The following is a 26,771-nucleotide window of genomic DNA, read 5'->3' as shown; positions in this document are numbered from 1 at the left end:
GCCGCTCCGCATCGGCCTAACAATTGGGTGACAATTGAAAAAACCAGGATCAGCCTTAGTAAGCTAACTCCAACAATCGGCATGAGCCGTGGCCATTCGCCGAAAGCCGCTTCCGGGGGGATCGATTCAACGCTTCCGCGTGAAGATGAAAACCGAGCTCCAATCGGCTCATATATGCTTTAGCATAGGAACGTTGCAGATTACGGACTGTTAATCGGAGGAAATCATCCTTTATTGTCCGGAGTCTTGCAGATGTATCACCATGTGAAAAAGCTCATGTTTACTGTGCGGGTTGATGAACCCGATCCGCATTTCGGGAATATGCTTTTGGAACAATTTGGAGGCGCAAACGGCGAACTGGCGGCTGCGATGCAGTATTCCATTCAGGGTTTGAACTGTGAAGACCCTGAGCGCAAAGACCTCCTGATGGATATCGGAACGGAAGAACTCAGTCATCTTGAAATCGTAGGCACATTGGCCCGTCTGCACCTTGCGCCCACGAAGTTTGATCGTGAAGCAGCAGAGGCCGATCCTCTAATCGCAATCGCCGGGGGTGGCGGCGTTAACCTCTTTAACTCGCAAGGAAATCCTTGGACGGCAGATTATTTGAAAATCACCGGAGAGTTGGATGTCGATCTACGAAGTAATATTGCGGCCGAAGCACGCGCGAAAATCGTTTATGAGCGGCTGATCAATTTCTGCGATGACGCAGGTACCAAGGACGCATTGCAATTTCTGATGACGCGCGAAATTACGCATATGAAGGCTTTCGCGGCAGCCCTTGAGAGCATGTCCAAACCCGCGTTTTCGATAGGCCGGATCGCGCCTACACCGGGACTGGTGAATCAATTCTTCAACGATTCGACGGGATCGGGAGATCACGGTGAGATCGACACCCGTGGTCCCTGGAATGAAGGCGGCGATTGGGAGTTCATGAAGTCACCGGCAATTCAAACCGATGCCGATGCCGACACTAAGGCTTCCATGGAAAGCTCTCCCCCGGAAGCCGCCGAGGGAGTACAGGAGCTTCTTGTTGACGAACTTCGCGACATCCTTCATGCGGAAAAACAACTCACCAAAGCGCTTCCACAAATGGCGGAAGCAGCCAGATTTACTCAGCTCCGCGAGCTTTTTGAGCAGCACCTAATCGAAACGGAAAATCAGATTGAACGCATCAATGAGTGTTTTTCTCTCCTCGGAGAGACAGCTCGCGCTAAGCCCTGCAAAGGCATGATGGGGTTGGTCGAGGAAGGTCAAGAAGTGATGGATAAAGGGGAGAAAAAGCCGGACGCTGCGGCTGATCTTGCGCTCATTGGCGCCGCTCAGCGAGTCGAGCATTACGAAATATCGGGCTACACCAGCGCTCGTAATCTCGCCTCTCAACTTCGCCACAGCGCCATCAGCGCACTTCTCTCGGCGTCACTGGCGGAAGAAGAGAATGCAGACCAGTTGCTTAATCAAGTCGCTCGATCTTTGATGTCGGTGGCAAGAATGCCAGCGGCACTTGAGCGGACGGCCATGGAGGAAAAATGAGTTGAGTGCATCCCTCTGCACGAGCTTCCGACCAAGCTGTAGCGGGTGCTGGAGACGCCCGGACTGAACTGGTCTGAAGGAAACAATATAAATAGCGAAAAATTTAGATTTGCCGCTTTAATACGGAATACTACCGCTCACAAGATAGGAAGACGGTATGTGAGAACATTTGGGACTGCGCGAGTGGCAGTATTGTAAAACTGAATCAAGGAAGCAGTAGCTCCTAATCTGCTTCCTTGATTCATGCCATCCAGCGTCTCCATTCGCTGGGATGTCCCAGCTCATATGGTTCGCCCGCGCAATCCTATCATAGCTCGGGATTGAAGAGTTGAAGCGACAGTTTAACAAGGGGCAAGGGCGTCCAATACAGCCGGTATTTTTAAAGCGCGGCAGATGCACGCTGCTCTTCGTCTTACTGAATGAGATGGTGTCGGGATACAGAGCGCTCCGAGCAAGATTCGTTAAGCAATGGCTGGCCCACCATCAGACCCTCGCCAACACCGATATTGAGCGATTTTATGAACCCACCGATGAGGCTGAAAAAACAGTCGATCACTATACGAAGGCGATTAATGACTCTCGCAATAAATGCATGCTTCCGTTATCGAACGATTTGGAAAGGCCTCGTCCCCGTCGTCCTCGAACCAGCGCCGCGGACGCTCTGTTGATAAGCCCGCTGTTGCGGTAGCGACCGGTCCGTCCGTTGTCTTCAAGTTTCGAGCAGATCAAACCGTTGTTGCCTATCCTGCTGAACGCTTCGAAGTAGGACAACTTTTTGCGGACCGAAAGTTCCACATTAGAAAGAGCAGCGGGCGCAAAACGGCAACGCCTGGTCATCAGTTGCAGCAGGCCAACGCTTTCGCGTAACGATCTGACGCTGGAAGATTGAGAAGCCTAGTTTCGCAGTAAAAGCCCGATCTCGTGGTTGGGGTGGCATCGTTCAAATTGCCCGTGTCCAACAGCTATTTTCTGATACTCCGGCGGTCTCGTTTGAGAGGTCATTCACAGCTAGCGTTATAAAAGATCGCGACGACGATTAACAATCTGCCATCGTGGCGTCCTCGCGATTCCGACCCGCAAGCGCTACTACCAAGACTAGCCGACAAAGGCGTCCCGGGTTGACGGCGAGATGACCCAAACTCAGCATCTCCGCCATACAGTTGCCAATCCATTCAAATGTATGGAGTGGCTTCGCTGGAGTGGCGAGTGAGATTGCCGAAGCTTGCGTTTAAGAAGCCGGCAAACTCTCTCGGCGGATCGCGAACTCGCGATGCCGGATTGAACCTGCTGATAACCGTTCTCAATGCCATCGAGTTTCTGCTGATCAACTTCAGGCTGCTGTTCTCGGATTCCTAAGTCCAGACCCGATACGCGCGCGCGCCGAGCGGGACCAGCGTGCCCGACCGTAGGAACGATTCGCCTGAGGGGGAGTTCGCTTCCAACAATCATAACGTGGTGGATTACCATGACACGATCCGTTGAGGAATTGAGACGGGAGTCCGAGCGTAACCGGGCCGAGCTCGCGGCGACGGTGGATCGGCTGAGGGAGCAGCTCACCGACACGGCGGAGGAACTGCGCTACAAGGTGTCGCCGCAAGGGATCAAATCGGAGGTTTCCGATTTCGTCAGCCGCAAAACTCATAGTTGGATTGATGAGCTCAAGCAGCGGGCGATGGAAAATCCGATGCAGGCAATCGCTGCTGGGACTGCGGTTGCGGTGCCCGCCCTGCGGCTGGCACGGGGATTTCCACTTCCTCTCTTGATTATGGGTGCAGGCTTGGTCCTGAGTTCGAAGTCCATGCGCGCCCGGGCAACGGACGCCGCCGCTCCGGCAGCAGAAAAGGTCAAGGAAATGGCAGGTGAGACTGCCTCGCGCGTGCGATCGTTCGGTGAGGATGCGATTGACGCGGCGTCCCGGACAGGTCGCGATGTCACCGACAAGCTAAGCGAGGCTCAAGCTAGGGCGGCCGGAATGGCCGAGGACCTGACCGACCTGGCGGCGCGGTCTACCGACAGAGTGAAAGCTAGCCTGGATATTGCCTCGGAAACCGCGAAAGCGAAGTTCGAACAGGTTCGCTCCACTGTACGCGACAAGGCTAATGCGGCCCCGGAAACCGCCCAGCAGATGATCGGTGACAACGCCGCCCTGATTGCCGGTCTGGGAGTTGCGTTCGGCGCGATCATTGCCGCTTCCCTTCCCGCCACTCAGGCTGAAGCCACTGTCTTAGGTAAGGCAAGTGTCGGGGTGGAGCGCACGGCGGGCCAGGCCGTCCAATCCGGATTAGAGGAGGCCAAGGATGCGGTGCTGTCGGCAGCCGATGGCGCCGCCAAGAACCTGTCCCAGGCGGATCTCGGTAAAACCGCTAGCCACATGACTCGGGAAATGTCTGACAAATTGAAGGAAGCAGCCGACGATATCGTATCCGCGGCGTTCAATCCTGCAAACCCAAGGTAAACCTCATGAGCGAATTTGATATCCGACAAGCTGTTCCTCAAAAGCAAGACTCGACGTCCTCTCAAAGTCTGAAGGGCGAGATCGCTGATGCAAGCGCCGAGATCAGTCAACGCGCCCGCGATGCGCTGCGCGCGTCGAAGGACGTGGCGCGTGACAAGTTTAAGGAGGCCTCCGGCGCTGCCGCGGAAGTTGCGGAGGGAGCCTCGGATCACTTCCGGGATAAAACCCAGGAGCAACAGCGATCCGGAGCCGACATCATCGACCGGCTTGCTGGGAACATTCGGCAAGCAGCCCATGCATTCGAAAACGACGCGCCGTTTGCCGCGCGCGGCATCAATTCCAGCGCCGACTACGTGGAAGATGCTGCCGAGAAGATTCGCAATGGCACCTTCCGAGATCTCGTTGACGGGGCCTCCGATTTCGCAAAGCGGCAACCGGCTGCCTTCCTCGGACTGTCGGTGCTTGCGGGCTTCGCAGCCGTGCGTTTCTTTAGAGCGTCGGAAAAACATACCGCGTCATCCCAACAGGAGGACGTGTGATGAGTACACGATCCGATTTTGGGACAATCTCAACCCTGCTCAGCGATGCACTTTCGCAATTCGCGAAGCTTTTTCAGAACGAGGTCGATCTCGCTAAGGCCGAGCTCGCCGAGAAGGTCCAGCGTGTCGGTTGGGCAGTCGGTTTTTTGGCGGGCGGAGCGGTGCTCGTCATTCCCGCGCTTGTCATGGCCCTGTTTGCGCTGTCGGCTGCCTTAATGGCGGCCGGCTGGTCGCCGGCGATTTCCTACCTCGTCTGCGCAGTCGGTGCCGCAGCGGTTGCCAGCGCGCTGTTTGCCGTTGGCATGAACCGGCTGGATGCGCGCAACTTGGCACCTCGAGAAACGATAAGTCAGCTCGAGAAAGACAAAGTCACCGTAAAGGACATGGTGCGATGAGTAATTTTTTGGACAATCTGAAGGAAGCCGTTGGCGAAAACCCGCTTTCTGCCGCGCTGATCGGCGGTGGCGCACTTTGGCTGTTGTTTGGTAACGAGACGCTGAAAAGCGCGGCAGCTTCGGTCAGTGCGGCCACCGCACGGCCTCTAGCCGATATCAGGACCAATCTGCGGTCGAGCGCGCCCGATTTCGCTAACAGTCCGCAGACCGCTCCGGAAATGGAACATCGATCGCTGCATGATGGCCATACGTTGAGTGAGATAACGAGCGCCGCATCGGGCGCCGCGAACGCGATTAAAGATCGGCTCGGAGAAGGGGCGACTTACGCGCGAGAGAGTTTCAGCAAGGCAGCCGAAGTGCTTCCCCCAAAGGAGACCATCGCGAAGGTCCAATCCTCCATTTCCAGTCTGATCGAGAGACAGCCGCTGGTGCTGGGGGCCGTAGGTCTGGCGGTCGGCGTTGCCGTCGCGAGTGCGTTCACCGCGTCGGATCTTGAAAATGAATGGATCGGAGAAGTTAGTGACCGCGTCAAAGAGGACATGGAAGCACGTGCTGGATCCGTCTCCTACAGCGTCCGGGAGGCCTCCGACACGCTAAAGGCCACATTTCGCGACATCGGATCGGAAGCCGCAGAACGGCTGCAGGAGACCGGCCGCAACGTAATGGATGCAGCTCGTCAGAAGGCGAGCGCATAACTCCCACCACCTCGAACTGCGAAGGCGCGTCTTCGCACAGGTGGCCGGAAAAGGAAGTCCGTATTTTAACCGAGGAAGCCATGAGCCGTGGAACGACATCACTGACTGCGCTGCTCGGACTGCTCGCGATCGGCGGCTATCAGAACAAGGACAAGCTGGCGGAGATGCTCAGCGGAGCCGGCAACCATACTGGCGGGCAGAAGCCTCAAGCCGGGTTGGGCGGCTTATCGGCAACCTATCCAACATGATCAGCGGCGTCGGCCTGGGCGGTCTTCTGAACGGCGGGCTCGGAGAGCTCGTCGAACGCTTCAAGCAAAACGGCCAAGGGGAGGCCGCGCAATCCTGGGTCGATGAGGGTCCCAATGAGGACATCTCGCCGCCGCAGCTGAAGCAGGCAATCGGGCCGGATATCGTGGCTGCGTTGGAGCAGCAGACCGGCCTTTCGCAGGACGAACTGGTTGCGCGGCTTTCACGAGAGCTTCCGACCGCCGTGGACAAATACACGCCGGGCGGCCGTTTGCCCGATAGGAATGCCTAAACCTTTTATACGGGAGATGCCAAGATGAGTGTGTTATGGACGATCGTTATTGGCTTTGTAGCTGGGGTTATTGCTAAGTTCGTCATGCCTGGCGACAACGAACCCTCGGGATTCATCCTCACCACCATCTTAGGTATCGTGGGGGCCTTCGTTGCGACGTATCTCGGGCAGTCGCTCGGATGGTACCGCGTTGGCGAGGGTGCCGGCCTTTTCGGCGCGATCGTCGGCGCAGTTATTGTCTTGCTCATTTACGGGTTCGTCGCTGGCAGGCGTAGAGCCGTTTGAAGGGCGCTTCCGAACAACGTCGGGCCGACTCAATCATCTCGGACTGTCAATGAGCGTAAGCTGCCAAGCAAAGCATAGCCGTAGCTCACCCCAGCTAGTCGCACGGGTTCTTAAACTCGGAGAGACAGTGTCATCAGCGCGAGGCGATTCCCTCATCGGGAGGCAGGCGGAAAAGTTGCAAATGATCACGTCTGCATCGCTGCAGCTCTCGTTCGGATGGGCCAGCACGCCGGCGCCCATATCGATTATTATCAACTCGATTAGCATTTTTTAACGAGAAACGATGAGATGATGCGATGCGGCCGCGATTGTGGGGATCGCCCAAGGATGGACTGGCAGGGGGCCCGTCTCCGAGCTGATGGAGGCGGCGGACAGCGAATGCATGTGCTCGAACGATCTATCGTCCGATGGCATCAAGGAGGGGTTGATGCGGATCGAGGCGAGGCCGGGGCGCGAGGTCGCGCGGCACCGGTCTGCTTGCCGAAGTCGGGAGTTAGTTTGCCCTTAACATTAGGTCTTGGCCCATCGCTCCACGAGATATGCGATCGGCTTGAAAGCGTGATTGTTTGATTGCAGCGCCGAGCAAGCTGTCAATCCAACTACGAGATCCATCTCCGCGCGGAATTTAATAAAGTCAGCGGGGCGACTGAGGGGAGCTTCAACGGTGAAAACGCCGGTCGCCGGGTGGATCACGACGTTCATGAAACAGTTGAACGCGATCGGAATTTGATCGGGACCTACGCCGAAAGGAGCTAACGCGACCTCAAGATTTCCGAAGCAGCCTTGATGCGGATTTTCGTCCCGATAGATGATCTTAAACGTCTCTCGGGAGCAGGGTGTCAGAAGGAAATCATGTCGGCCGACCTTGTCCTCGACAATCCGTAGCATGATGTTACTGCGGTTTGAGTAGATGGCGTCACCAGTGGTGAGGTAGAGTTTACTCGCATAGTCGAGACTTCTACCGGACGAAATTGCCTCGCGCACATCAGCGGCGCTGAAGGCGACAAGATCCGAAACCTGCTCTCCTCTGGGATCAATGACTGTAAGGGAGTCGCCCTTCTCCAACCGAAAAGCTGTTCCGGAGCGCGGCGGAATGGTTATGGGTTGTTTCATACGCGTCCAACCGGTTTGAAAGGACAGACCCATCCCGATTCAGGAACATTGCGGCCACTGTATTGGCGCGCTTCGGAAGTCGTGCCGTGCCTTGCAAGCATAGGATTCGGCGATCCCGCCAGCGCAATGTCCCGCTCAATTATCATTGCGCGCATTCGTTCGTACCGTCCCTGTTGCCGCAATTGCTCGAACTGGTCATGAAGATTGAACACCAGCACCGGGCGTTTAAAACGGCGTGCAGGCCGGCTGGCGCGAGGATTTAGTCCAACTATAAAGAAAGCTTCCTCCCCGAAACTCAACGAAAAATGGGGGTTCGCCGGATCGCTGCTAACACGTGCATCATGCAGCTCACCGAGCCACGTATCCTTATTGGTGAGACTTTCTGCACGTGCCCAGAGGAATTTCTCAAACATCTCTTCGTCGAGATCAATGGGACCTTCGAAGATGACGGCAAAACTGTAAAAAAGAGCTCGATTTCTTCGATAGGACTGCACAATTCGAGTGATGCCGTCGTAAATGCGCCTATCGTCCCAATTGGATCTTATATCACGGGCGACCAGCAGCTCGAGCTTTCCTTTAGCCAGGGCGGATTTTGCGCCGACGCAAGGGAACTCAGCTTGTTGGACCAGATTGCGGAAACTATCGGCTAGACTGGGCGACATCATCGGTGCTCCGTATTAAGTGCGCACTAACGAAGTACGTTCGATTACGTGCCAGGCTGTGAATTGTTTTCTTCACGGGAACTAATGGAGCGTTGTCGAGCCATGGTCACTGAGAAATGCTCCTCGATCCAGTCGCGGCCGGTTCCCCGTTATTCGATCGCGCGACGATCGAGCGGCTTATCGCGCAGTGCATTCAGCCGGCGGGAGAGAAAGCGGGCCTTCGTCTCTGGCAGGAATACAACCCCGCGCATCGCTACGCGATTGGGGCTGACACCAAAAAAGGCAACGGCAACGACCATAGCACATCCGTCCTCATAGACTTCTCGACGATGCCCGGCGCGGCAGGTCGGGCCCTCCGCGAACAACTCATCCCCGCGGACAGCCCGCGATTTTCACGAAAGGCCGACTTGTTCGGTTCTTCCCATATCGCCTCCGAGAACAGTAGCGGGAACGGGGAACGGTGAGGCAGATATAAGCGATCATAACTCTCGGCGACAAGGCATGCAGGAAAAAGTGAACCTCTCACAAACTTAGGAACGAACGGACCGTTTGGCTCTTCAACAGTCAAGCGCTGCGGCGTCCGGCCTCACGCTCACATCGACTCCAGCATCGAAGCCCCTCATTGCTGCCATGACGGCGGCAGCAGGGTATTGAGAGAGAGATTATCATGTCACCCATCCGCTCACCCAATTTTGAGACTGTCGTATCTGATCGCGATCCACCACAGATGAGTCCAACGTCGGCAACGGATGATGTCCGAACGGTTGTATTGAACCAAGTGTCGTGGGGAGCGGTAATAGTCGGCTCCATTGTGGGGCTAGTGGCTCAAGTGATTCTCAACATGGTCGGCCTCGGCATCGGGCTATCCACTGTCGATGCAGTCGCTGGCGACAGTCCTAGCGCCAGTTCCTTATCGCTTGGCGCAGGCCTTTGGTGGGTCATTTCTGGAATCGTCGCGGCCGGTATCGGTGGTTACCTAGCTGGCCGACTATCCGGAAAGCCGTCATCGTCCACTACGGCATACCACGGCCTGGCTTCCTGGGCCCTCTCAACGCTGGTCCTGGTTTACCTGGTCTCGTCAGCAGGAAGTAGCTTGGTTGGTGGCTCGCTTAGCACTGTATCTAATGCGATGAGCGGAGCCGGAAATGCAATCGGCAGTGCAGTCCAGACCGCCGCGCAGACGGCTGCTCCGTCTTTGAACAATGTGAACGATCCAATGACGAGAATCGAAAGTCAGATTCGAAGCGCATCAGGTGGTCAAGACCCTGCTGCACTCCGTGATGCGGCAGCCTCCTCAATACGTGCCGCACTTTCAGGCGATCCCGCTGAGCAAGCCGCCGCCGCCGACAAGGCCGCTGAAGCTCTGGCAAAAGCCCAGAATATTCCGGTCGACCAGGCACGTTCGCAGGTTGCTCAGTATCAGCAGCAGTACAAGGAAACTGTGGCGAAGGCGAAGTTGCAGGCGAAGCAAGCCGCCGATGCAACAGCCAAAACGGTATCGCGCGGGGCACTTTTTGGTGCACTCGCCCTGATGCTCGGAGCACTCGCGGCATTTGTGGCCGGCAAGGCGAGTGCGGTTAATCCGACCGTAACTGGAGGGCGACACTTCGGTTGAAAATCTACTGTGGTTGTGGCCGGCAACAACTCAAGAGAGACAGCGTGAGTCCCCGTGCTCTCGCTGTCCGCGGGCGGCCCTGCGGGATGGACGCATGGCCGCGCAAGCCTTAAGCCGTCTGACCGCCTCAGGCTGCGAAGAACAGGCCGTCGCCGGGCAATTTAAGCTCGAGCGGACCTGTTGAGTGTGCGGGTCTTACAGGTCACCGCCGCGTGGAACGTGGTCTATCTGACATCATGCTTGGATGTCCCAGCAATGACCGCCGCTTACTCTGGTAACTGCGGCCGGAACAATGTCGATGCGATCAGCCGGTCTCGTTTCGACGAGCGCAGACGCGGCAGCGCGGCTAGAATCACAATCTATAATCGCGTGTAACCTGTCTCGCAGCTCAGGAACCAGCTTGCGATCGACCGACTTCACTGACCAACAGACGAACCTGTTCTTCTAACTCAGTCGGCGTAAACGGCTTGGTGAGCCGCCGCTTCTCGCGAAGCGCCGGGGGCAGCGCCCAATCTCCATAGCCACTTGCAAGGATAAATGGCACTCCTCGCGCAATGAGCTCTTCGGCGACGGGGTAAACTTTGCCACCTCGAATGGTGACATCGAGAATCGCGATATCAAAGCCGCCATCCCTGGCTGTTTGCAGCGCGGTCTCTAATTTGGCAATCGGGCCTACAATCTGACACCCCATCTCGGCAAGAATTTCCTCAACGAGGATTGCGATGAGTGTCTCGTCCTCAACGACAAGAACGCGGCATCCTGTCACGTCGCTCTGCATAATGTACCTAACTTCGCGAGGTTGAGACGTAGATAACTTCCGGCGTAAGAGGCATTGCGATGGAACACTTCAATCCGGACAATAAAAACTCTCGCTTAACTGTGGCATCAAACTCGAGAGCCAAAGTGCGCTCGATTAGCGTGGAACCGAACCCCCGCCGCGATGGCTGCTCCGTAATGGAAGGACCGCCTGTTTCAATCCAGCTGAAATTAAGCAGACCAGAACTTCCCTTTTCAATTTGCCATGATGCCGACAGTACGCCAGCCGGCTTTGATAGCGCGCCGTATTTTGCCGCGTTACTCGCTAACTCATGAATTGCCATCGCTAATGCCAGTCCGGCCTTTGGGGTGAACTCAACTGGCGGGCCCTCAATCTTGATGTTGGTGTTTGTGCGATTGTAGGGCGCCAATTCGGTCGAAACCAGTTCCCCTAGTGAAACCGCCCCGCGCCCGTTGTCCGTTAAGCGTCCGTGTGCCCGCGCGATAGCAGCAATGCGACCTTCGATATCAACGGCGAACGCGCCGGGGGAGTCGCTGGTTTTCAAGGTTTGGGTAACGACTGAAGAAATGACGGCGAGAATATTCTTAACCCGATGATCAAGTTCACCTAGTAAGAGCGTGTTACGTTCTTCTGCGCGCTTCCGCTCGCCGATCTCCTGGGTGACGGTGAGGATGCGAGGCGCGTCTCCACCCCTCTGGACGAGAAGCGAAACGCTGTTATGAACCCAAATCGGCGTGCCGTCAGGGTGAAGATACCGCAACTCGATTTGGAACGGGATGCCATCTTCGATCAATCGCTGGAACGACTGCTCCGCACGCTGCGAATCGTTTTCATGAATTAAATCATGTTGGCGCAGCCGCTTAAGTTCATCCTCGGATCGATGAACAATATCCCCATACCTGGCGTTTGTCAGGACAAAGCGGCCCTCGAGATCGGTCTCGGCCACTCCAACTGTCGCTTGATTGACAATGGCGGAAAATCGCTCTTCGCTGGCCTGAAGCGCCAGGTCGACTTTCTTGCGTGCGCTGACGTCGACGAAAGTTATAACCACGCCGTTTATGACATTCTCAACCGTGCGGTACGGACGAATCCGCATGAGGAAGGTCACTTCTAAGGACTTTAAGGAAATTTCACGCTCAATTGCCGATAGATCGCGCAAGACCTTTAAGAAATCGCGGTGCAAATCAGGGTAGTCAATCAAGTTGGCGATGTCGGAGATCGGTCGACCACGATCGCTCTCACGCAACCGAAAGATCTCGGTCATGCCCGGCGTGAAGCTCTTGATGCAGAACTCGTCATCGAGAAAAATTGTGGCGATCTGCGTGCTATCGAGCAGGTTCTTGAAATCGCTATTGAGTACGGTCAGCGCTTCATTCTTGACAAACATCTCGGCGTTGATGGTCTGAAGTTCTTCATTGATTGATTGCATCTCTTCCTTCGAGGTTTCCAATTCCTCATTTGTCGACTGCAATTCCTCGTTGACCGACTGATACTCTTCCGAGATGGAGCGCATTTCCTCGTTTGCCGTCTCAAGGTCTTCCACCGTGGCCTGAAGCTGCGCCTTTGTTGCTGACAATTCTCGCAGTGCACCCAGGGAATCAATCTGCTCGCCTGGACCCAAACCTTGCTCGCCGCTGTCCGCTGGCTTCATTCGACCTTCAATGAAGGTGACTAGGAAGGCAGATGCCTCAGCGCCACGCTCTGCGAGAGGTTCAATAGCAATCGTTACGGCGTGTGTTTTTCCGTCCGCTTCAAACACCGCGTCATCGTTTACGGCTGCCTGCGTGCTGATAGCGCTTAGGAGCGCTGCTCGGACGGTCGGACGCAATGACCTGCGCAAATTGTTGAGGAGGTCAAGGCTTGCGGCGCCTGCCGAAGGCTCCAGGTAACGACCGAACTCGCCCCCCGAAAAGCGCAGAATGTGATGGGCCCGGTCGATAATTACATAAACTGGCGAATACTTTTCCAGTGCCCGCCGGGCGCTGCGTTCGATCGGATCGTCGAGTTGGGCTGGAGCGGCGAAGCGCTTGGACTGCTGGGCAGAGACGGTCGGCACCGACCCAGGAAGGCCCCGAGGCGCATCGGCTCGTTGGAAGATGCGGTGTTTCTTGTCCAACGAGACATATGATTCCGGTTGCCGCCCGACACCTTCGGAGGGCCCGAGAAAGAGATATCCTCCGGGTTTCAACGCATAACGGAAGGTCTCCAGCAACCCGTCTTGCAGTTCGTGATTAAAATAGATCAGTAAGTTCCTGCATGAAATCAGATCGAGCTTCGAAAATGGGGGGTCCTTGATAGCGCTATGGACCGAGAAGATGCAGGATTCTCGGATCGACCGATTGGGAAAGGTCTCGTCCCCGTCGTCCACGAACCAGCGCCGCAGACGTTCCGATGATAAACCGCTCGTTTTGCGATAGCGACCCGTCCGTCCAAATGTCACGGCGGTCTCATCGAGGTCGGTTCCGAATATTTGAATTTTCGAAGAGCGGTTTTGACGCTCCATCTCCTCCTTTATGAGGATGGCGATTGAGTACACCTCTTCACCGGTTGAACAGGCAGGAACCCAGATACGAATGGTGTCGTCCGGGCTCTTTGCTTCCACAATCTTGGCGAGGGCCGTGGTCCGCAGGGACTCAAAAGCATCTGGGTCTCGAAAAAACCGCGTTACGCCGATCAAGAGTTCGCGGAATAGCGCTTCCGCTTCCTGCGCATCGTCGCGCAAACGCTCGAGATAAACCGGTACCTGAACAATTTGGAGTACCTGCATACGGCGCTGGACGCGGCGCGCAACGGTAGCTTCCTTATACCTGCTGAAGTCATGATCTGTTTTGATGCGCAACATGGCGGTGATTGCCGTCAGATGCTCCCAGGCATCCTCGCGCACGCCGTCGCCGTCTTTGTGGCCCGCGACGTTTCGTAAGTGATCCCTATAAGCAAGAAGCCTGGCCGGCATTTCCTCGACAGGCAAAATGTAGTCGACCAGGCCGGTCAAAACGGCGCTACGAGGCATCCCGCTCATGGCCGTGTGATCAGACTCGGCCTGTGCGATAGTTAAACCTCCACTTTCCTTGACAGTCTTTAGGCCCAGCGAGCCGTCCGTTCCGGTCCCCGATAAGACGATGCACACTGCATCCTCGCCTTGATCTTCGGCCAACGATAAAAAAAATGAATCGATCGGACGCCGTCGCTCGCGCGGTGGCGCCGGCCGCGATATTGAAATGCGCCGGTCTTTAATTGTCAGCGTGGAATCGGGAGGGATGACGAACACCCGGTTCGCTTCAATCTGCATACCATCCTCGGCCTCCATCACGGGCATTGAGGTGGTCTTCGCTAGCAAATCGGTCAGGATACTCTTATGGTCGGGAGAAAGGTGCTGAACCAGAATAAATGCCATGCCACTGTCACTCGGCATGTTACTCAGAAACGACGTGAATGCCCCCAACCCTCCAGCCGAAGCGCCGATACCGATAATCAGTCTGGTGCCAATAGCGGAATCCGATGCTGCAATGCGAGAACTCGATACCTTGCGTTTCTCTGAACCTCTTGCGCCTTTGTCACCTTCGCGGGCCATCCTTAGACCTCGGGCAGACAGGCAGTCGATGGCAACGGCACGATTTGCACATAAAACTCCAGAAGAACGTTAGGCATGCCAATTTCAAGAAGAGAGAAAATGCCTAGCACTGATAATATCTGCGCGCCTCGAAAGGGAAAGCTTTAGCGTTTGACGTGTGATGACTAGTTTGGTGCACGAAAGTTCCACTGGCGTGCAGGAGGTCAAGGCTTTCGGAAGCGCAATGATCGAAGGCAGAAGATTGAGAAGACGGGCGGCGCAGTAAAAGCCCGATCGCGTGGTTAGGAGCGCCAATTTTTCGGACATGGGGCAATGTCCGACTTCCGCTATCTGCACCATTAGGTCGTTTCACGGTCACGTTTGGGGTTCACGCCGGCAGGGTCTCCTTCCATCTCGCACGAACCAGCCCGGCGAATGAGCGCGTCTCATTGAGTGCACTGTGCTGGGGAATTTCGCTGTTGGCATGGGCAGCTTGAAAACTTCGAGCTCGCTTCTTTGCTCGCCATCAATCCCGTTCCGGCAGTCGCCGACATGCCTGCGCTAGCTTCGTCCTTGAATGTGGCCTGGCGGCTTCCTCTGCGGCGATCACGGCGGAGAGTTCATACCGCGGGCGGCGATGTTTGTTTTCTGCGGTGCAACCGCCCGCGTCGGTGCCCCAATGTCGGCTTCGGCCTTACATGTTCGGTGCCCGTTAGATCCCAGGTGCGAAGTGCGTCTGCTGCGCTGGCGTTTTTGCTCGCCAATCGGACGCACTAAACATGCCATCGCGAGTAGCGTTTATCAGAGGATCGCAAACCGATGGAGAGTGCTCGCTGAAAGCGCCTTCCGGCCGTGGCTCTACTTGCCGTGAAAACCAGCACGAGGCGGACGCAATTAATGCGACTTATTCCGCTTTGAGCGAATGCTCGAAGAAAAAACGAAGCATTTCCCGTGTAGCGTCCGGCCCTGCAGGATCGGTGTAGGAGCCTGCAGGGCTGCCTCCGGACCAGGCATGTCCGGCACCGTGGATACTCCAGTGTTCCAACATTTTGCGGCCGCTCGCGTCGCTCAGGACCGTCCGGGTATAGGTATGTCCGCCGGGCACGTGCCCGCGATGAACTTTCTTTTGTGTGGCCATCGTGCTCACCGACTGCTCAAGAATCTGACCGCCGTTGTTTGGGTGCACGGTCATGTCGCGATCACCGTGAAAGACAATAGTGGGGACCGGTTGTCGGTCACCCAAGGTTGTCTTGTGATCGGGCGGGCCACCTTGTTTCATAGCAGCGAGCGCTGTAGGCAGGTCAGTGGCCACTCCGCACGCGAGGCCAGAATGTATACCGATTGCCGCGTACAGATCGCTGTATGTTGCTCCCATGATGGCAGCAGCGGCCGCCCCGGCTGACAGCCCGGCAACGTAGACGCGCTTTCGATCGACCAAATAGCTCTCCATGATTTGCCGAGTGATGCCCGCGATAAGCGCGGGTTCACCACTGCCTCGCTGCTGATCGGCAGTGCGAAACCAGTTCCAGCATTTCGCAGGATTGGCTCGGCTGGGCTGGGCAGGATAGACTACGAAGCAGTTTTGTTCCTCGGCGATAAAGTTCATCCTCGTGCCTGCAGCGAAATCATCCGGCGACTGGGTACAGCCGTGAAGCATGACGACTAATGGAAGCGGTCGCTCCTGATAGCGGCTCGGGATGAAGAGCTTGTAGGCGCGGCTCCCCGCCGGGTTGCTGTACGTACCTTCGATGAACCGGGCGCCATCCGGCACGATGTCCGGTTTGGACAACGGTGCGCGCTTCATCACGCCTCGCAATCCGATCCCAGCGTGCCCAATTTTGCGATCTAGTGACGCGCGGAGCATGCGCGGATGTGCGGTGGCCGGGTTCGATTGCTGAGGACTATCCGTCCTCTGAATAGCATTAGCATTCGCATCAATGGTGAGCGGTTCGCGGCCATCAAGAGCGAGGCGCTCCTCGCGACGTGATGGTGCGTCGGGCACACTATCACCGCGAAGCATGCTCTGAAGGAGCACGGTCGCCTCAACCAATTGACCCGCGCGCGTGAGGCGAGTCGCCTGCCGAATGACGTCCAGGTTCAGCATCTCTTTCACCTTGTTCTGTCGGAAAGAGCGGCTCTGACCGCCGGGCTGGCATGCAATGCGCCCAGCACGCAAACGGAGGATATGGTCGCGCGAGCAAGCTCAGGTGTGACGTCTTGCGAAATGCTGGCAAGGCCCAAAACGTTGATGTGGAGCATCTCGCCACTTCGCTGCACCGCCTCCAGGTCCTGGCGGCTGTAATTGCGCAGACCGAGGTCCAAGCTCTTTCGGGCCGTTGATTGCTTTACGACCTCGGCATGACGTTCGAGCTGGTTCCGGATCGCAGTCCGGATGAAATCGGAGCGGTTCGAGTAGAACCCCTCCGCAACCATTAAATCGACGTGGCCCAGGTCGACATAGCCGAGATTGATAGTGATCTTTTCTGTATCGGGCGGCTTGGGTCGCAGTTCTCGAACAATGCCGGTCATAAATTTGATCTGCCATATGCCATCTGTATGGATGGTATATGGATGTCAAAGCCAAGCTTTCAAGAGCCTTCGTTTAAAGCGCCACTTGCCTCGTCAGAAATGGAGAGCGGCTTGCGGTTCACCGGGTTTACAAGGTAGGGGCACCGCGATGGAGGTGTGACGATCCGCCGGGTCATGTGACGTCCTTCACGTCCAGTTCGTCATTGTAGGTTGGGAAACGCGTGCGGTGAAGAATTGGAAAAGCGCGCACCAACCTGGCTATTCATCGCCCCGAACAGCCGTCGGATCGCATCCACGTACTTCGTCATCGAATAGAGATTGCAGATGTGGACGGCCCCCCACTTGTCAGAATTGTAGCAGACTTCTGGCCAGATCGCTTGCTATCAAATGTCCGGCCTGTTTGCGCGGACAAAGTCCGCTGGCCGAGATGGTGTTCGCTACGCACGCTCCAAGCACATGGGCGACACTCGTGGTGCCAGTGTAATCTTCGGAAGCTCGCGCGTATCGACCGATCGGTCCTTCCATCTACTGCGTCCTGCAAGTTCGTGGGCAATCCGCCGAGCAACCTTGCTCGCGGGCCGATTTCAGATCAAGTGGGTATGGCGACTACCGGCCGGTTGTACACGCCGCCCGATATCATCAAGCGCCAAGCGATGCGGCAAACTTGTTGGCCAAGGCCACCGCGACCAACTTCGGTGGCTTTCGCTCCAGCAGCGAAGCGAGCCACGGTATGGGCTTATGGCGACCCTTTCGGACATGCCTCAGCAGCGCGGTCGCACCGACGATCAACGTCGATCGCAGTGCAGAATCTCCTTGGTGATGCCGCCGAGTCTTTGCCGACCGCCGCTTGAATGATCCTTGGGCGTCAGTCCGAGCCATGCCGCAAAGTCGCGTCCCGCTCTGAACGTCTCAGGCGGCGGAGCCTTCATGCTGAGCATCGACGACCCAATCGGACCGATGCCGGGAATTGTCGCAATACGCCTGCTGGTGTCATCCTCGCGATGCCACTTCATTAGCATGGCTTCGATCTTCGCCAGGCGAGCTTGAACCGCGGCATACTCGTCTGCCTGAAGGCGGAATAGATCCCGCGCCATTTCCGGAAGGCTATCGTCTTCGAGCACGCGTTTGATGAGTGCCGCGACGTTCTGCCGGCCGGCGGGGCCGACGATACCAAACTCAGCGGCATAGCTCCTGAAAGCATTGGAGAGCTGCGACTTCACGCTGACCAGGCGTTCCCGCACGGTCATCAACATGCAGGCCGCCTGCCGTTCCTTCGATTTCACCGGTACGAACCGCATGCTCGGTCGAGTGACCGCCTCGCACAGCGCCTCGGCGTCGGCCGCGTCGTTCTTGCCACGCTTCACGTAGGCTTTCACATATTGAGGCGGGATTAGCTTTACCTCGTGTCCAAACAACTGCAGCAGGCGACCCCAATGGTGCGAGCTGCCGCAAGACTCTATGGCGACGAGAACTGGCGGAAGCCGCTCGAAGTAGCGGATCATCTCGGCTCGCCGAAACTGGCGACGGACGACCACTACCTCATTCTCATCAACACCGGGAAGCTGGAACACCGACTTCGAAGTATCCATGCCGATACGAACGGGAATATTCACTAGACTTTCCTCTCATTTCTGACGCCGAGAGCGCCATAAAACCGTGGGGATGAGAGGCCGTCCACACCAGCACATAGGGGGCTACGAGTGTGATTGCAGCGGCATAAGGAAGGTAAAGCGGGTTTCCTCACTTGTTGAGGTGGCCGTAAGTGTCCCTTCATGAGCCTTTGCGATTTGCGAGGCAATATGAAGGCCTAAGCCAAGGCCCTGCCGGCTGGGCCTCGTCTTTCCACGGAAGAATGGGTTCAAATAATTTGTCGAGCGCAGCTTCGGGGATGGGTTCGCCGCCGTTTGCGACAGATAATTTAAAGAAACCATCTTCTGTTGTCGCGCGAATGCATACCGGCTTATCAGAGGCTCCATGACAAAGTGCGTTTCCGATGAGATTGGAAACAAGCTGTCCTATTCGAGATCTGTCGCAGTCCACTGGAACGTCAATCGCAAATTCTGCCTCTATTCGACGGCCTGGCGACGACAGCCGAAGTTCATCAACCACTTGATGCAGGACTGGCTCAAGCGGGCCGGCACTATCTCGATCCAGCGTGATACCGCCGCCCAGTTGTCCCCGCGCGAAATCCAGGACGTTGTCGATCAATCCCGCCATACGAAGCACGGTGGTTTCGAGCATCGCTATGATCTGATGCTCTTTATCTGTTTTTGCTCCGCGCCCCAGCAGCCGTGCTCCGGCACTGATTGACGCCAACGGGTTGCGCAGATCGTGGCCAAGCACTGCGATAAACTGCTCCCGCAACGCAGAACTTTCCCGTTCGCTTGCCAAGTCCGTCTTTGCGACCTCGCGAGCCTCTAAGAGATTACGCTCATAACGGCGTCGATCAGTCGCCTTGATCAGCGCAAGTCGCATAAAAAATGCTTTGCCCGCCTCATTTCGGCTTTCGTTGGCATTGGCAATCATTTGCAACGGCTTCCCGTCAGCCGTGACCATGTCAATTGCAAACTCGTTGAAGAAGCCCTGCAGCCGGAGCAGCGGTGCGATGTGGGTTTCAAAATAGATCCGGCCTGCCATGTTCAGAAAGTCGCTGAACCTTTTATTGAGCATCTCATCAGCAGAATGGCCCGTCCATTCGAGAAGAGTCTTATTGACCCGTGCAACGCGACCGTTCGGCAGGAGAATGATGTAGCCGCACGGTGCATTCTCGAACGCGTCTTCGAAATCGTCGGTCCAGGGAGTACCCACGGCCAGCTCAGACAAACAGTCTTATTGCCGCGATGACTTCATCGGGCGCGCTGAGATTAGGGCAATGTCCCGTCGCATCCAAGAATACAATCTTGCTCCGAGGAATTTCGCGATGGACGTATTCGCCTACTTCTCTCGAAGCGATGACGTCTTCACTGCATTGAAGTATCAGCGTCGGAACCGCAATCTTCGCGAGGTCTGCTCGGTTGTCAGCCATGAACGTTACGCGAGCGAATGACTTGGCAATTTCCGGGTCCGTCCGACAAAAGCTGTTGATCAATTCCTCGCCAAGTTCGGGCCGGTCGGGATTACCCATGATCGCGGGAGCCATCTATATCGACCATCCCATATGGTTAGTTTCCAAAAACTCAAGGAGCTCCTCGATCTGCTTTTGGCTAAAGCCGCCGACATAGTCGCCATCGTCGATGTAGCGCGCCGAAGGACCAACCATCACTAACTTGCCGAACATTCCAGGCGCCTTTTGTGCCGCGAGAGCGCCGATCATGCTGCTGACCGAATGGCCCACGAAAACCGCATCTTTCAGACCAAGCTCGCGTCCTATTTCGACGACATCGTCGGCATAGCCAGCCAAGGTCGAATATTTGGCTTTGTCGTACGCTGTTAGGTCAGATGCTCCGGCCCCGACATGGTCAAAAAGCACGGTTTTGAATTCCCTTGCAAAGGCGAGTTCGACAAACCTCCACATATTTTGGTCACAGCCAAATCCATGGGCAAAGATCATAGTTCGATCGGCTGATCCGCGAATGCTCACATTATTCCGTTTCATCACGCTCACGACACATCCTCTGAGATGGTACAGTTATATTACGCCCGTGCGGCGGGCCTCCCAATGAGGAACAGACGATAGGTTGTTCGGAATATCAGTGGCGGGCAGGGCGGGCTAATTGAGCCGGTAAAATAGAGAGGTCAGCTTGCCTTGCGTCGCTTTTTGGCCGAATTCTTCTTGGAACGCCTCTTCGTGCCTTCGGTCGAGCGGTCGGTTTCAGGCTTCGGCGAAGCGCGCCTGGCGGTCGCCTTGATGGTATCGCGGATCACGGCGTAAGCATCGTGGCCGGCCTTACTATCTGGCACCAGATAATACGGCCTAACGATGTAAAGACCATCGATCTCAATGCGTGGCACAAATTGATCGATGTCGATGGTCCGGGTGGAATCAAGGGCAATGTTCGCTAGCTCGTCCTTGTGATTTCGAGATAGCTGTCAGTATCAACCTTATTGCCCTTGACGATGACTTTGTTCGCAACTTCCTCGCCATTTTCGGCAGCCGGTTCTCTTGTTGATCGGATTGAAGACGACCTTCTCTGACTCCGACGTCGCCAGAAACAACGCAATCGGACAAGTCACGAGGGACAGCCTCAGAACCCTTCCAATTAGTGCCACGAACTCAAAACTCCAACTGTGAGCCTCAATATAGAGCCCAGCAGGGAGAAGGGGAGTTAGAATAACAGATCAGCAGTCCGGGCAAGTGTCGCCGAGCCCGTTACTGATGACATCCATCTCAGCGATGCAAGCATCGGGAGTGGCGCCCGGGAAAGGGTTTCCCAAGCCTCCCCCCGGGCGCGGTTCCAGGTGTCGGGATCAGCCCGGTCAAGCCGGTGCCCATGATCCTCACATTCGACCACCGCCCCTTGATCAAACCAGCGCACCGAGAGCCCAGCCATGCAGAGTGCGAAAGGCTTGGCGAGCAGGATGGGAAACGCCGGGTGGGTGTGTGACGTTGCGCGGCCGTGCGATGCTTATAGTTCGCCTCGAATCATTGCGTGCCCTGCACTATACGGCTGGCGAGCTGGTCGTTCGAGCAGCGGTTCATAGGAGGCCTGAGACTGGGGGCACGCCTTTATTATTCACCGGAGATGGCGTCTCCGATTGGCCGGTGGGCTGGGTCGGCGTGATACCGTGCCATGAAACCAAAACCGCTTATCGCTGCTTCGGCCCGGCGCGTACTCTTTAGGGAACTAAGCCCTCTCGCTCGGTATTTTATCCCGACCGGCCCGGCAGCGCCGGGCCATCGAACATCGGGCCACTGCCATGCGAAAAGAGATCGAAGAAGTCGTGAAGGATACCGCAGCGGTCGGGCTATCGGCCGCCGTAATCGGGCGGGATTTAGGGACGGAGCTCGCAGCAACACCCTGGCCGAGGTGTCGCGCTCAGACCTCGTTACCCCGTCCGCTCCCGCATCGGCTGCACCCACAGAAAAGGACATCAGTGTCCGCGCCTACCAACTGTGGGAGCAGGCCGGCTGCCCTGCGGGCCGCGACAAGGAGTTCTATTTTTAGGCCGAGAGAGAATTGAACGGCAAGGAAGCGCTGAATTCGACGCGCGGATGCGAACCGCGCTTTGACTCCTACGAAAGATAGCTGCCCTATCTGCCGCGGCATTGGATGGTGCGCGCTATCCCGACAGGCCGTGCGACTGTGAAACGCGCTGCGTGCGCGGCTACGCAGCGCCCTGCGGATGCAACGACAGCGATCCTCATACAAACCACGTGACCATTATCGAAGATGAGACGGTTCACTAAGCGCATTGCATTGCAATTCGAAGATCGCGCACTTATACCCGATTGCGCTCAATGGCGAAAGGCTGGCAGTATGAGCAGAATTGAGAGCATATGCGCCGATCTCGGAATAACGATCGCCTAATGCTACGAGCCGTCCGGCCGTTGCGGAGCAAGGCCGGTCAGATGCACGCCGGATGCTCCTCGTTTACGATGAGGGACATGTCATCATCACGCTACGCACCATCGTGAAATCATGAGGCAATGAACGCGCGCTGACGGCGGCTGAATTGTGGTCTTGTTCTGACGCATTCCAGCTGGCCCGATCACGGACTGGCCTGGATCGAAGCGTTCGACAATATAGATTTGATTGACCTCGACCAAGTCCAACCGCAAAGCCGTTCCGAAACGACAAGCAACGGCGGCGATACTGTACGAACGTCGGGTGCCGATCTTTGATTCGCCGCCGAAGCCACGCAAGGTCAAGCACAATGGACGACGCCGCAGGGAGTTATCTATAGGCGGCCATTAGTGGATCGTGAGAGCGAACTAGTCCCTCGGGCTTCGATTTTCTGGTCTGAGAGACAGCCCTTTGCCGTTCTTGATGCTGGCCTTCTCGCTGCGGCACAAGCAGTCGAGCATTACGAAATTTCGCGATACGGTACGCTGAAGAGCTAGGCAACCAAGCTGGGGATGGAAGACGCGGCCAAGCCGCTCGATCAGACGCTCACGGAAGAGAAGAAGACCGATGAAGCCCTGACCGAGATCGCCGACACGGCGGTGAATGCTGAAGCTGGGTGACGCCAGGCGCCGGTGCAGACGGCAAGATTCCATTCGGCCTCATCAGCTGTACCGGTAGCTTAACTATGAGCATACTTGGAAGAATCATGAACGCTATCTTCGGCAACCACGCCGAAGCAGCAACACCGGCATCGACGCCTGAGGCAGACGGCGGTGCCACCTCCTCATCGAGCGCTGCGGCGGTTAGCAATGTCGACGTCGCGGCCATTCTCGACAAGGCCGTCGCCCGCAAGAAGGAAAAGCTGACATGGCGGACCTCGATCGTTGACTTGATGAAGGCGCTCGATGTCGACTCCAGCCAGACTGCTCGCAAAGAGCTGGCCGAGGAGCTGAAATACTCGGGCGACACAAGCGACTCCGCGGCGATGAATGTCTGGCTGCATGGCTCAACTCGCAGCCAATGGTGGCAAGCTGCCGCCCGATCTCAAGCACGGATGAAACGACACGGTGCCTGGCGAACCAGAGTGGCGTCTGCCCACCGGTCACGGGCCGGCGGGCAACGTTCTTCTCAACCCGATGACCTGATAGCTCGCTTTGTCAGCAACGGGGATGTCTTTTACTAAGCCTTCTTTCACAGCATTTTGCCAGACCTCCAATTCCGTCGGGAAAGGCTGTACAAATTTGCTTGTGACCGTCAAACACTGATGAGATCGATCTCCTGATCGCGAGCAATGATGGTTCCGACCCTCGGCCTGAAGCTACCGGGTGTATCGATCGTAATATTTTTGGAGGGTGTTGCGCGGTGGCTGAGACCCTCTGGTCAAGATCACGCCCAGCGCGAAGCCTACAATCCCCGCGAGGAGAAGGGCGCTTCCGGGGGCTTTGGCGACAAGCTCGGAGCCCTCGTCATAAGCGGCTGAGCTCGCAGTGGCCACGTTGTCAGCCACACTGCGTGCGGCGTCCTTAACCTGACCTGCCGCGTTTTGAATTGCGCCCTCAGCTTCTGTGCTGGCGTTACGATCCATCATGATAATCGCTCCTATTGGGGGAGCAATAAGCCGTCCGCAGCACAATCGTTCCGATGGCTGCGGTAATCAATCCGCCGACGGCGGCGCCACGATCGCGTAACCATCTTCGATAGCCTTCATGAAGAGTTCCTTGAGGCCAGGGTCCCGCATCACCTCATCAGCGGCATTGAACGAGGGCACAGCCTTCCATTCGAGGTTCTCGTCAGGTGGCGGCAATTTATCCTGGATGAAGGCGTATGCTGTGCGTCCGGGCTCAACGCCGTCCGCACCTTGCTCAATGAATTTCTGAAGGCGAGCCATTTCGTAACCTGTTTCGATAGAGGGTCGGAAGACCAGGAACCTAAGTTCCGGTGGTGCGTCATTCTGTCCGCAGCAATGATGGAACGATCGGTGTCCCATCACTATCACGGCGCGCGTAGAGAAGGCAGACGATCGGGTCGAAGAGAAGAAACGCAGCAAAAGCTCACAGCTGTTTGGCGAGATCGCAAACGTCACGTCGCGGACCACGGGCCGCGCTCCGACCTTCGTCGCCGCCGTTGCCGTGGTTCTCATTTGGGCGGTCACCGGCCCGCTGTTCGGCTTCTCCGACACCTGGCAACTCGTGATCAATACCGGCACCACCATCGTGACCTTTCTGATGGTGTTTCTGATCCAAAACTCTCAGAACCGGGCCGGCGCTGCCATTCAGGCCAAATTGGACGAGTTGATCCGCGTAAGTACAGCTCGCAATTCGTTCGTCGGGATAGAGCATCTGACCGATGAGGAGCTCGACGATATCCGAGCGCGGTGCGAGCATCTCGCTAACGCTCAAAAGATTAGCGAAAGGGCCGTTCAACTGACCAGCCAAAAGGCCGGGCAGGCTGCCGACCGGGTTACCGATTGAACCGATGGCGACCCTCCATACGTAGACTGTTGAGCACCTACTTTTTGAACTCTAGTTGCTAAATTCTTATGTCCGGCCCGCAGTTGGTGGTCGAACGGCGTGTTTGGTCGGATTTGTCGTGCAGTTGGCCACGCCTTGGAGCCGGCGTTCGAGGTCGGAAGCCTAAGGCTCGTGCGTGACCAAGATACATAATGCTGTTGAATGGATGGGGCCCGAACCTAAAGTCGAGGTGCCAATCAATTCTACGCGGGCCGAAGCCACGCGTGGGTCCGACTTGAAAACCTACCTGCAGTAAGACTTCACTCAGCTCGGTTGGCTTGATGAAGAAGTCACTGTCGTGCGTGCCCTGCGGCAGCAATCCAAAAACGCGCTCGCCCAGAGTGATGATCACGAATTTGGCGAGCCAAGTGCGATTGATGGTATCGAATACGAACAGCCCTCCATGTCGCAGCACGCGCCGGACCTCGGCAATCACCCTGGGGAGATCCGCAACATGCTCCAGAACGTCCACACAGACGACCACGTCACAGGACGCATCGGGCAATGGAATGCTCTCGCCGACGCCCACAACGTAGTCGATCTCGAGCCCGGACAGACGGGCATGGTTCACGCCGGCGGCAATTGCACCATGCGATGGGTCGACGCCGACAACTTTGGCTCCTCGCCGTGATAATTCTTCCGCGAGGAAGCCGCCGCCACAGCCCAGGTCCAACACGCGTTTGTTGACCCAATCGCCGACCAGCGGGTCAATCATCATCATGCGCGCAGGCGCCATTTTGTGCAGCGTGCGCAGCCATCGCGTCTCACCGCTCCACCATGTGTCAGCGTACCTCTCGTAGATGGAGAGATCGTTCTTCATACGTCGCCGGGCTTGGCAGGGGGCGTCCGTGTTCGATGCAAGGGAAACCAATAGGGCACCCGCCTCTGATAGGCCCTAAACTGTTCGCCAAAGCGACGGGAGAAACGACGCTCCTTCAACAGTGGCCCGGTCACGCAATAAAGTGTCAGGACGACCGCCACTTCAAGCTGTCTGGGGTCCATGTTGGGACCGTCCAGAGTGTCATCGCAAAGGCGACGTAGATCGGTTGCCGGCAGAAACGGAAAAGACCACGCTGGGGCATGGGCGCGTAACATGGCGGAACCTTCCGATAGACGGCCCACCAGCCCAGAAGGCCTATTTGCTGAGCGAAGCCCGCGTCACGAATTGCATTGAGAAGAAAGAGCCAACTCACGAGATAAAGAGTGCAGAGAGGAGTCAGTGCAAAGCCCTGAGCTTGCCACCAAATGATTCCGCTAGGAGACCAGCCCAGAAAGAGCAAAGCTACCTGCATGGAAGCAATGGTGGCGTAAGTGGTCGTTGCAAGGTCTTGGCCAATCGGCCTGGGTGCTGCGCGCGCCAGCAGCTTAGCGCCCCGTCGTCCCAGCAGAGCAGAGTGCGCAAGTGGAAACTGAAGAAGCAGGGCAAGGTTTGCGGCGACGCTCCAAGGCGTGTCTAGACGGCCCAGTGACCGGCTCATGCCGAAGAACATCATGACAATCATGGCGCCAACGCCAACGATGAACGACGCGTGGCATACGACGCCATAGGCTATCGCAATACCAAAGGGGGCCCGGACCGGACCTAAGTTTGTCGCGTCAGTACGGATCAATCGCATCGGAACCATTGATGTTTGAGAGAAACACTGCGGCAATCATGACGAGTCTGATACCCGAATATGTTACTGCCGTGGATGTGCTAGGCGCCAAGGGACCGCACACCATCGGCGGCAAGGAAGCGCGCGTGCGGAACGGGGCTAGTGCCGGTTGCCAAATCGACCCGAACTTGTTGCCCTTGCCGCCATGCGGTATCTATACGGGGGTCTCGACCGACAACGGCCTCGACGTTGCAGGCCTTCATAGCGGCGCCAGGCCTTGCTCAGGCATGTGAAGGGCAGGGACCGCCAGTACCGGAACTTCCTGATGAGCCCTAATTAATGGCTTCCAGGATAGAGGCCATTTCAAGCAACTGACGCTTATCGTCGATGAACCCGTAGGACTTCTTCCGAGCGTCGGCTTCCAAAGCTAAGATGCATCTCGTCATGGTAGTTCCAGCATAGGACGACCAAGTCC

Annotated in this window: 22 protein-coding genes and 7 pseudogenes; 16 read left to right on the top strand and 13 right to left on the bottom strand. The window is 56.6% G+C overall.

From position 1 onward, the window contains the following. Positions 1 to 252 precede the first annotated feature (252 nt). From AC1RT6_RS10435 to AC1RT6_RS10400, 8 genes and pseudogenes are all read left to right on the top strand, one after another. Entirely contained in the window at positions 253 to 1,533 is a 1,281-nt protein-coding gene (locus tag AC1RT6_RS10435; RefSeq protein WP_079448298.1) for a DUF892 family protein, read from the top strand. 1,206 nt (positions 1,534 to 2,739) lie between these two features. Beyond that, positions 2,740 to 2,889: a hypothetical protein gene (locus tag AC1RT6_RS10430; protein WP_158081562.1), complete on the top strand. Its 150-nt coding sequence runs from the start codon at positions 2,740 to 2,742 to the stop codon at positions 2,887 to 2,889. A gap of 109 nt (positions 2,890 to 2,998) precedes the next feature. After that, positions 2,999 to 3,988 (top strand): DUF3618 domain-containing protein, encoded by a 990-nt coding sequence (locus tag AC1RT6_RS10425; protein WP_472790384.1) that lies wholly within the window; start codon positions 2,999 to 3,001, stop codon positions 3,986 to 3,988. 5 nt (positions 3,989 to 3,993) lie between these two features. Then, positions 3,994 to 4,527 (top strand): hypothetical protein, encoded by a 534-nt coding sequence (locus AC1RT6_RS10420; protein ID WP_079448302.1) that lies wholly within the window; start codon positions 3,994 to 3,996, stop codon positions 4,525 to 4,527. After that, positions 4,527 to 4,922, top strand: coding sequence for a phage holin family protein (locus AC1RT6_RS10415; protein WP_079448303.1), 396 nt, complete (start codon positions 4,527 to 4,529; stop codon positions 4,920 to 4,922). Before AC1RT6_RS10420 ends, AC1RT6_RS10415 begins: the two co-directional genes overlap by 1 nt. Next, positions 4,919 to 5,617 (top strand): hypothetical protein, encoded by a 699-nt coding sequence (locus AC1RT6_RS10410; protein WP_309775050.1) that lies wholly within the window; start codon positions 4,919 to 4,921, stop codon positions 5,615 to 5,617. Before AC1RT6_RS10415 ends, AC1RT6_RS10410 begins: the two co-directional genes overlap by 4 nt. Before the next feature lie 80 nt (positions 5,618 to 5,697). After that, a pseudogene (locus AC1RT6_RS10405) lies at positions 5,698 to 6,155 on the top strand (YidB family protein). Positions 6,156 to 6,179: 24 nt separating this feature from the next. Beyond that, a complete protein-coding gene (locus AC1RT6_RS10400; protein ID WP_079448305.1) occupies positions 6,180 to 6,440 on the top strand; it encodes a GlsB/YeaQ/YmgE family stress response membrane protein in 261 nt (86 codons plus the stop codon). Positions 6,441 to 6,950: 510 nt separating this feature from the next. Here the strand turns inward: AC1RT6_RS10400 and AC1RT6_RS10395 are convergent. Both AC1RT6_RS10395 and gntA read right to left on the bottom strand, forming a co-directional pair. Continuing rightward, entirely contained in the window at positions 6,951 to 7,553 is a 603-nt protein-coding gene (locus AC1RT6_RS10395) for a DUF1989 domain-containing protein (protein ID WP_079448306.1), read from the bottom strand. Then, on the bottom strand, positions 7,550 to 8,218 hold the full coding sequence (gene gntA / locus AC1RT6_RS10390; RefSeq protein WP_079448307.1) for a guanitoxin biosynthesis heme-dependent pre-guanitoxin N-hydroxylase GntA: 669 nt from the start codon (positions 8,216 to 8,218) through the stop codon (positions 7,550 to 7,552). The genes AC1RT6_RS10395 and gntA overlap by 4 nt, the downstream gene beginning before the upstream one ends. A gap of 113 nt (positions 8,219 to 8,331) precedes the next feature. Between gntA and AC1RT6_RS10385 the strand changes: the two genes are divergently transcribed. Together AC1RT6_RS10385 and AC1RT6_RS10380 are read left to right on the top strand one after the other, a co-directional pair. Continuing rightward, entirely contained in the window at positions 8,332 to 8,679 is a 348-nt protein-coding gene (locus AC1RT6_RS10385; RefSeq protein WP_201789036.1) for a hypothetical protein, read from the top strand. Positions 8,680 to 8,882: 203 nt separating this feature from the next. After that, positions 8,883 to 9,830 carry a PhnA-like protein gene (locus tag AC1RT6_RS10380; RefSeq protein WP_079448308.1) on the top strand — a complete coding sequence of 316 codons (948 nt, stop codon included), beginning with the start codon at positions 8,883 to 8,885 and terminating at the stop codon, positions 9,828 to 9,830. A gap of 388 nt (positions 9,831 to 10,218) precedes the next feature. Here the strand turns inward: AC1RT6_RS10380 and AC1RT6_RS10375 are convergent, their stop codons facing one another. The 8 genes and pseudogenes from AC1RT6_RS10375 to AC1RT6_RS10340 form a co-directional block, all read right to left on the bottom strand. After that, positions 10,219 to 10,608: a response regulator gene (locus AC1RT6_RS10375; protein WP_244553581.1), complete on the bottom strand. Its 390-nt coding sequence runs from the start codon at positions 10,606 to 10,608 to the stop codon at positions 10,219 to 10,221. Between the two features lie 7 nt (positions 10,609 to 10,615). Then, positions 10,616 to 14,179, bottom strand: coding sequence for a chemotaxis protein CheB (locus AC1RT6_RS10370; protein ID WP_472790379.1), 3,564 nt, complete (start codon positions 14,177 to 14,179; stop codon positions 10,616 to 10,618). Positions 14,180 to 15,062: 883 nt separating this feature from the next. Beyond that, positions 15,063 to 16,262, bottom strand: coding sequence for an extracellular catalytic domain type 1 short-chain-length polyhydroxyalkanoate depolymerase (locus tag AC1RT6_RS10365; protein WP_079448315.1), 1,200 nt, complete (start codon positions 16,260 to 16,262; stop codon positions 15,063 to 15,065). Between the two features lie 5 nt (positions 16,263 to 16,267). Further along, entirely contained in the window at positions 16,268 to 16,687 is a 420-nt protein-coding gene (locus AC1RT6_RS10360) for a CopG family transcriptional regulator (protein WP_079448312.1), read from the bottom strand. A 589-nt stretch (positions 16,688 to 17,276) separates the two neighbouring features. Further along, a pseudogene (locus AC1RT6_RS10355) lies at positions 17,277 to 18,276 on the bottom strand (IS110 family RNA-guided transposase). A gap of 105 nt (positions 18,277 to 18,381) precedes the next feature. Next, positions 18,382 to 19,501: pseudogene (locus AC1RT6_RS10350) on the bottom strand (PAS domain-containing sensor histidine kinase). Position 19,502: 1 nt separating this feature from the next. Beyond that, positions 19,503 to 20,291, bottom strand: a pseudogene (locus AC1RT6_RS10345) (alpha/beta fold hydrolase). A gap of 236 nt (positions 20,292 to 20,527) precedes the next feature. After that, positions 20,528 to 20,888: pseudogene (locus AC1RT6_RS10340) on the bottom strand (Ku protein); the annotation flags it as partial. A gap of 529 nt (positions 20,889 to 21,417) precedes the next feature. Between AC1RT6_RS10340 and AC1RT6_RS10335 the strand changes: the two are divergent. The 4 genes and pseudogenes from AC1RT6_RS10335 to AC1RT6_RS10320 all read left to right on the top strand — a co-directional run bounded on the left by AC1RT6_RS10335 (position 21,418) and on the right by AC1RT6_RS10320 (position 23,671). After that, positions 21,418 to 21,792 (top strand): DUF2934 domain-containing protein, encoded by a 375-nt coding sequence (locus tag AC1RT6_RS10335; protein ID WP_472790378.1) that lies wholly within the window; start codon positions 21,418 to 21,420, stop codon positions 21,790 to 21,792. 815 nt (positions 21,793 to 22,607) lie between these two features. Beyond that, positions 22,608 to 22,811 (top strand): annotated as a pseudogene (locus AC1RT6_RS10330) (YciE/YciF ferroxidase family protein); the annotation flags it as partial. A 65-nt stretch (positions 22,812 to 22,876) separates the two neighbouring features. Continuing rightward, positions 22,877 to 23,249 (top strand): annotated as a pseudogene (locus tag AC1RT6_RS10325) (DUF3597 domain-containing protein). A gap of 233 nt (positions 23,250 to 23,482) precedes the next feature. Beyond that, positions 23,483 to 23,671 carry a hypothetical protein gene (locus tag AC1RT6_RS10320; protein WP_472790376.1) on the top strand — a complete coding sequence of 63 codons (189 nt, stop codon included), beginning with the start codon at positions 23,483 to 23,485 and terminating at the stop codon, positions 23,669 to 23,671. Between the two features lie 174 nt (positions 23,672 to 23,845). Here the strand turns inward: AC1RT6_RS10320 and AC1RT6_RS10315 are convergent, their stop codons facing one another. Beyond that, positions 23,846 to 24,079, bottom strand: a complete 234-nt coding sequence (locus AC1RT6_RS10315) for a hypothetical protein (protein WP_079445972.1) — start codon at positions 24,077 to 24,079, stop codon at positions 23,846 to 23,848. A 103-nt stretch (positions 24,080 to 24,182) separates the two neighbouring features. Between AC1RT6_RS10315 and AC1RT6_RS10310 the strand changes: the two genes are divergently transcribed. Beyond that, positions 24,183 to 24,662, top strand: a complete 480-nt coding sequence (locus tag AC1RT6_RS10310; protein ID WP_079445971.1) for a low affinity iron permease family protein — start codon at positions 24,183 to 24,185, stop codon at positions 24,660 to 24,662. 58 nt (positions 24,663 to 24,720) lie between these two features. Here AC1RT6_RS10310 and ubiG read toward each other — a convergent pair whose 3' ends face one another. After that, positions 24,721 to 25,521 carry a bifunctional 2-polyprenyl-6-hydroxyphenol methylase/3-demethylubiquinol 3-O-methyltransferase UbiG gene (gene ubiG / locus AC1RT6_RS10305; protein WP_079445970.1) on the bottom strand — a complete coding sequence of 267 codons (801 nt, stop codon included), beginning with the start codon at positions 25,519 to 25,521 and terminating at the stop codon, positions 24,721 to 24,723. 145 nt (positions 25,522 to 25,666) lie between these two features. Beyond that, entirely contained in the window at positions 25,667 to 26,317 is a 651-nt protein-coding gene (locus AC1RT6_RS10300; RefSeq protein ID WP_493029484.1) for an isoprenylcysteine carboxylmethyltransferase family protein, read from the bottom strand. Between the two features lie 38 nt (positions 26,318 to 26,355). Between AC1RT6_RS10300 and AC1RT6_RS10295 the strand changes: the two genes are divergently transcribed. Next, entirely contained in the window at positions 26,356 to 26,589 is a 234-nt protein-coding gene (locus tag AC1RT6_RS10295; RefSeq protein WP_139372840.1) for a hypothetical protein, read from the top strand. Positions 26,590 to 26,771 lie beyond the last annotated feature (182 nt).

Source organism: Nitrobacter sp. MLSD-S21 (assembly GCF_058809865.1).
The sequence above is the reverse complement of the archived record's forward strand: the minus strand, read 5'-3'. Positions and strand labels throughout refer to the sequence as shown.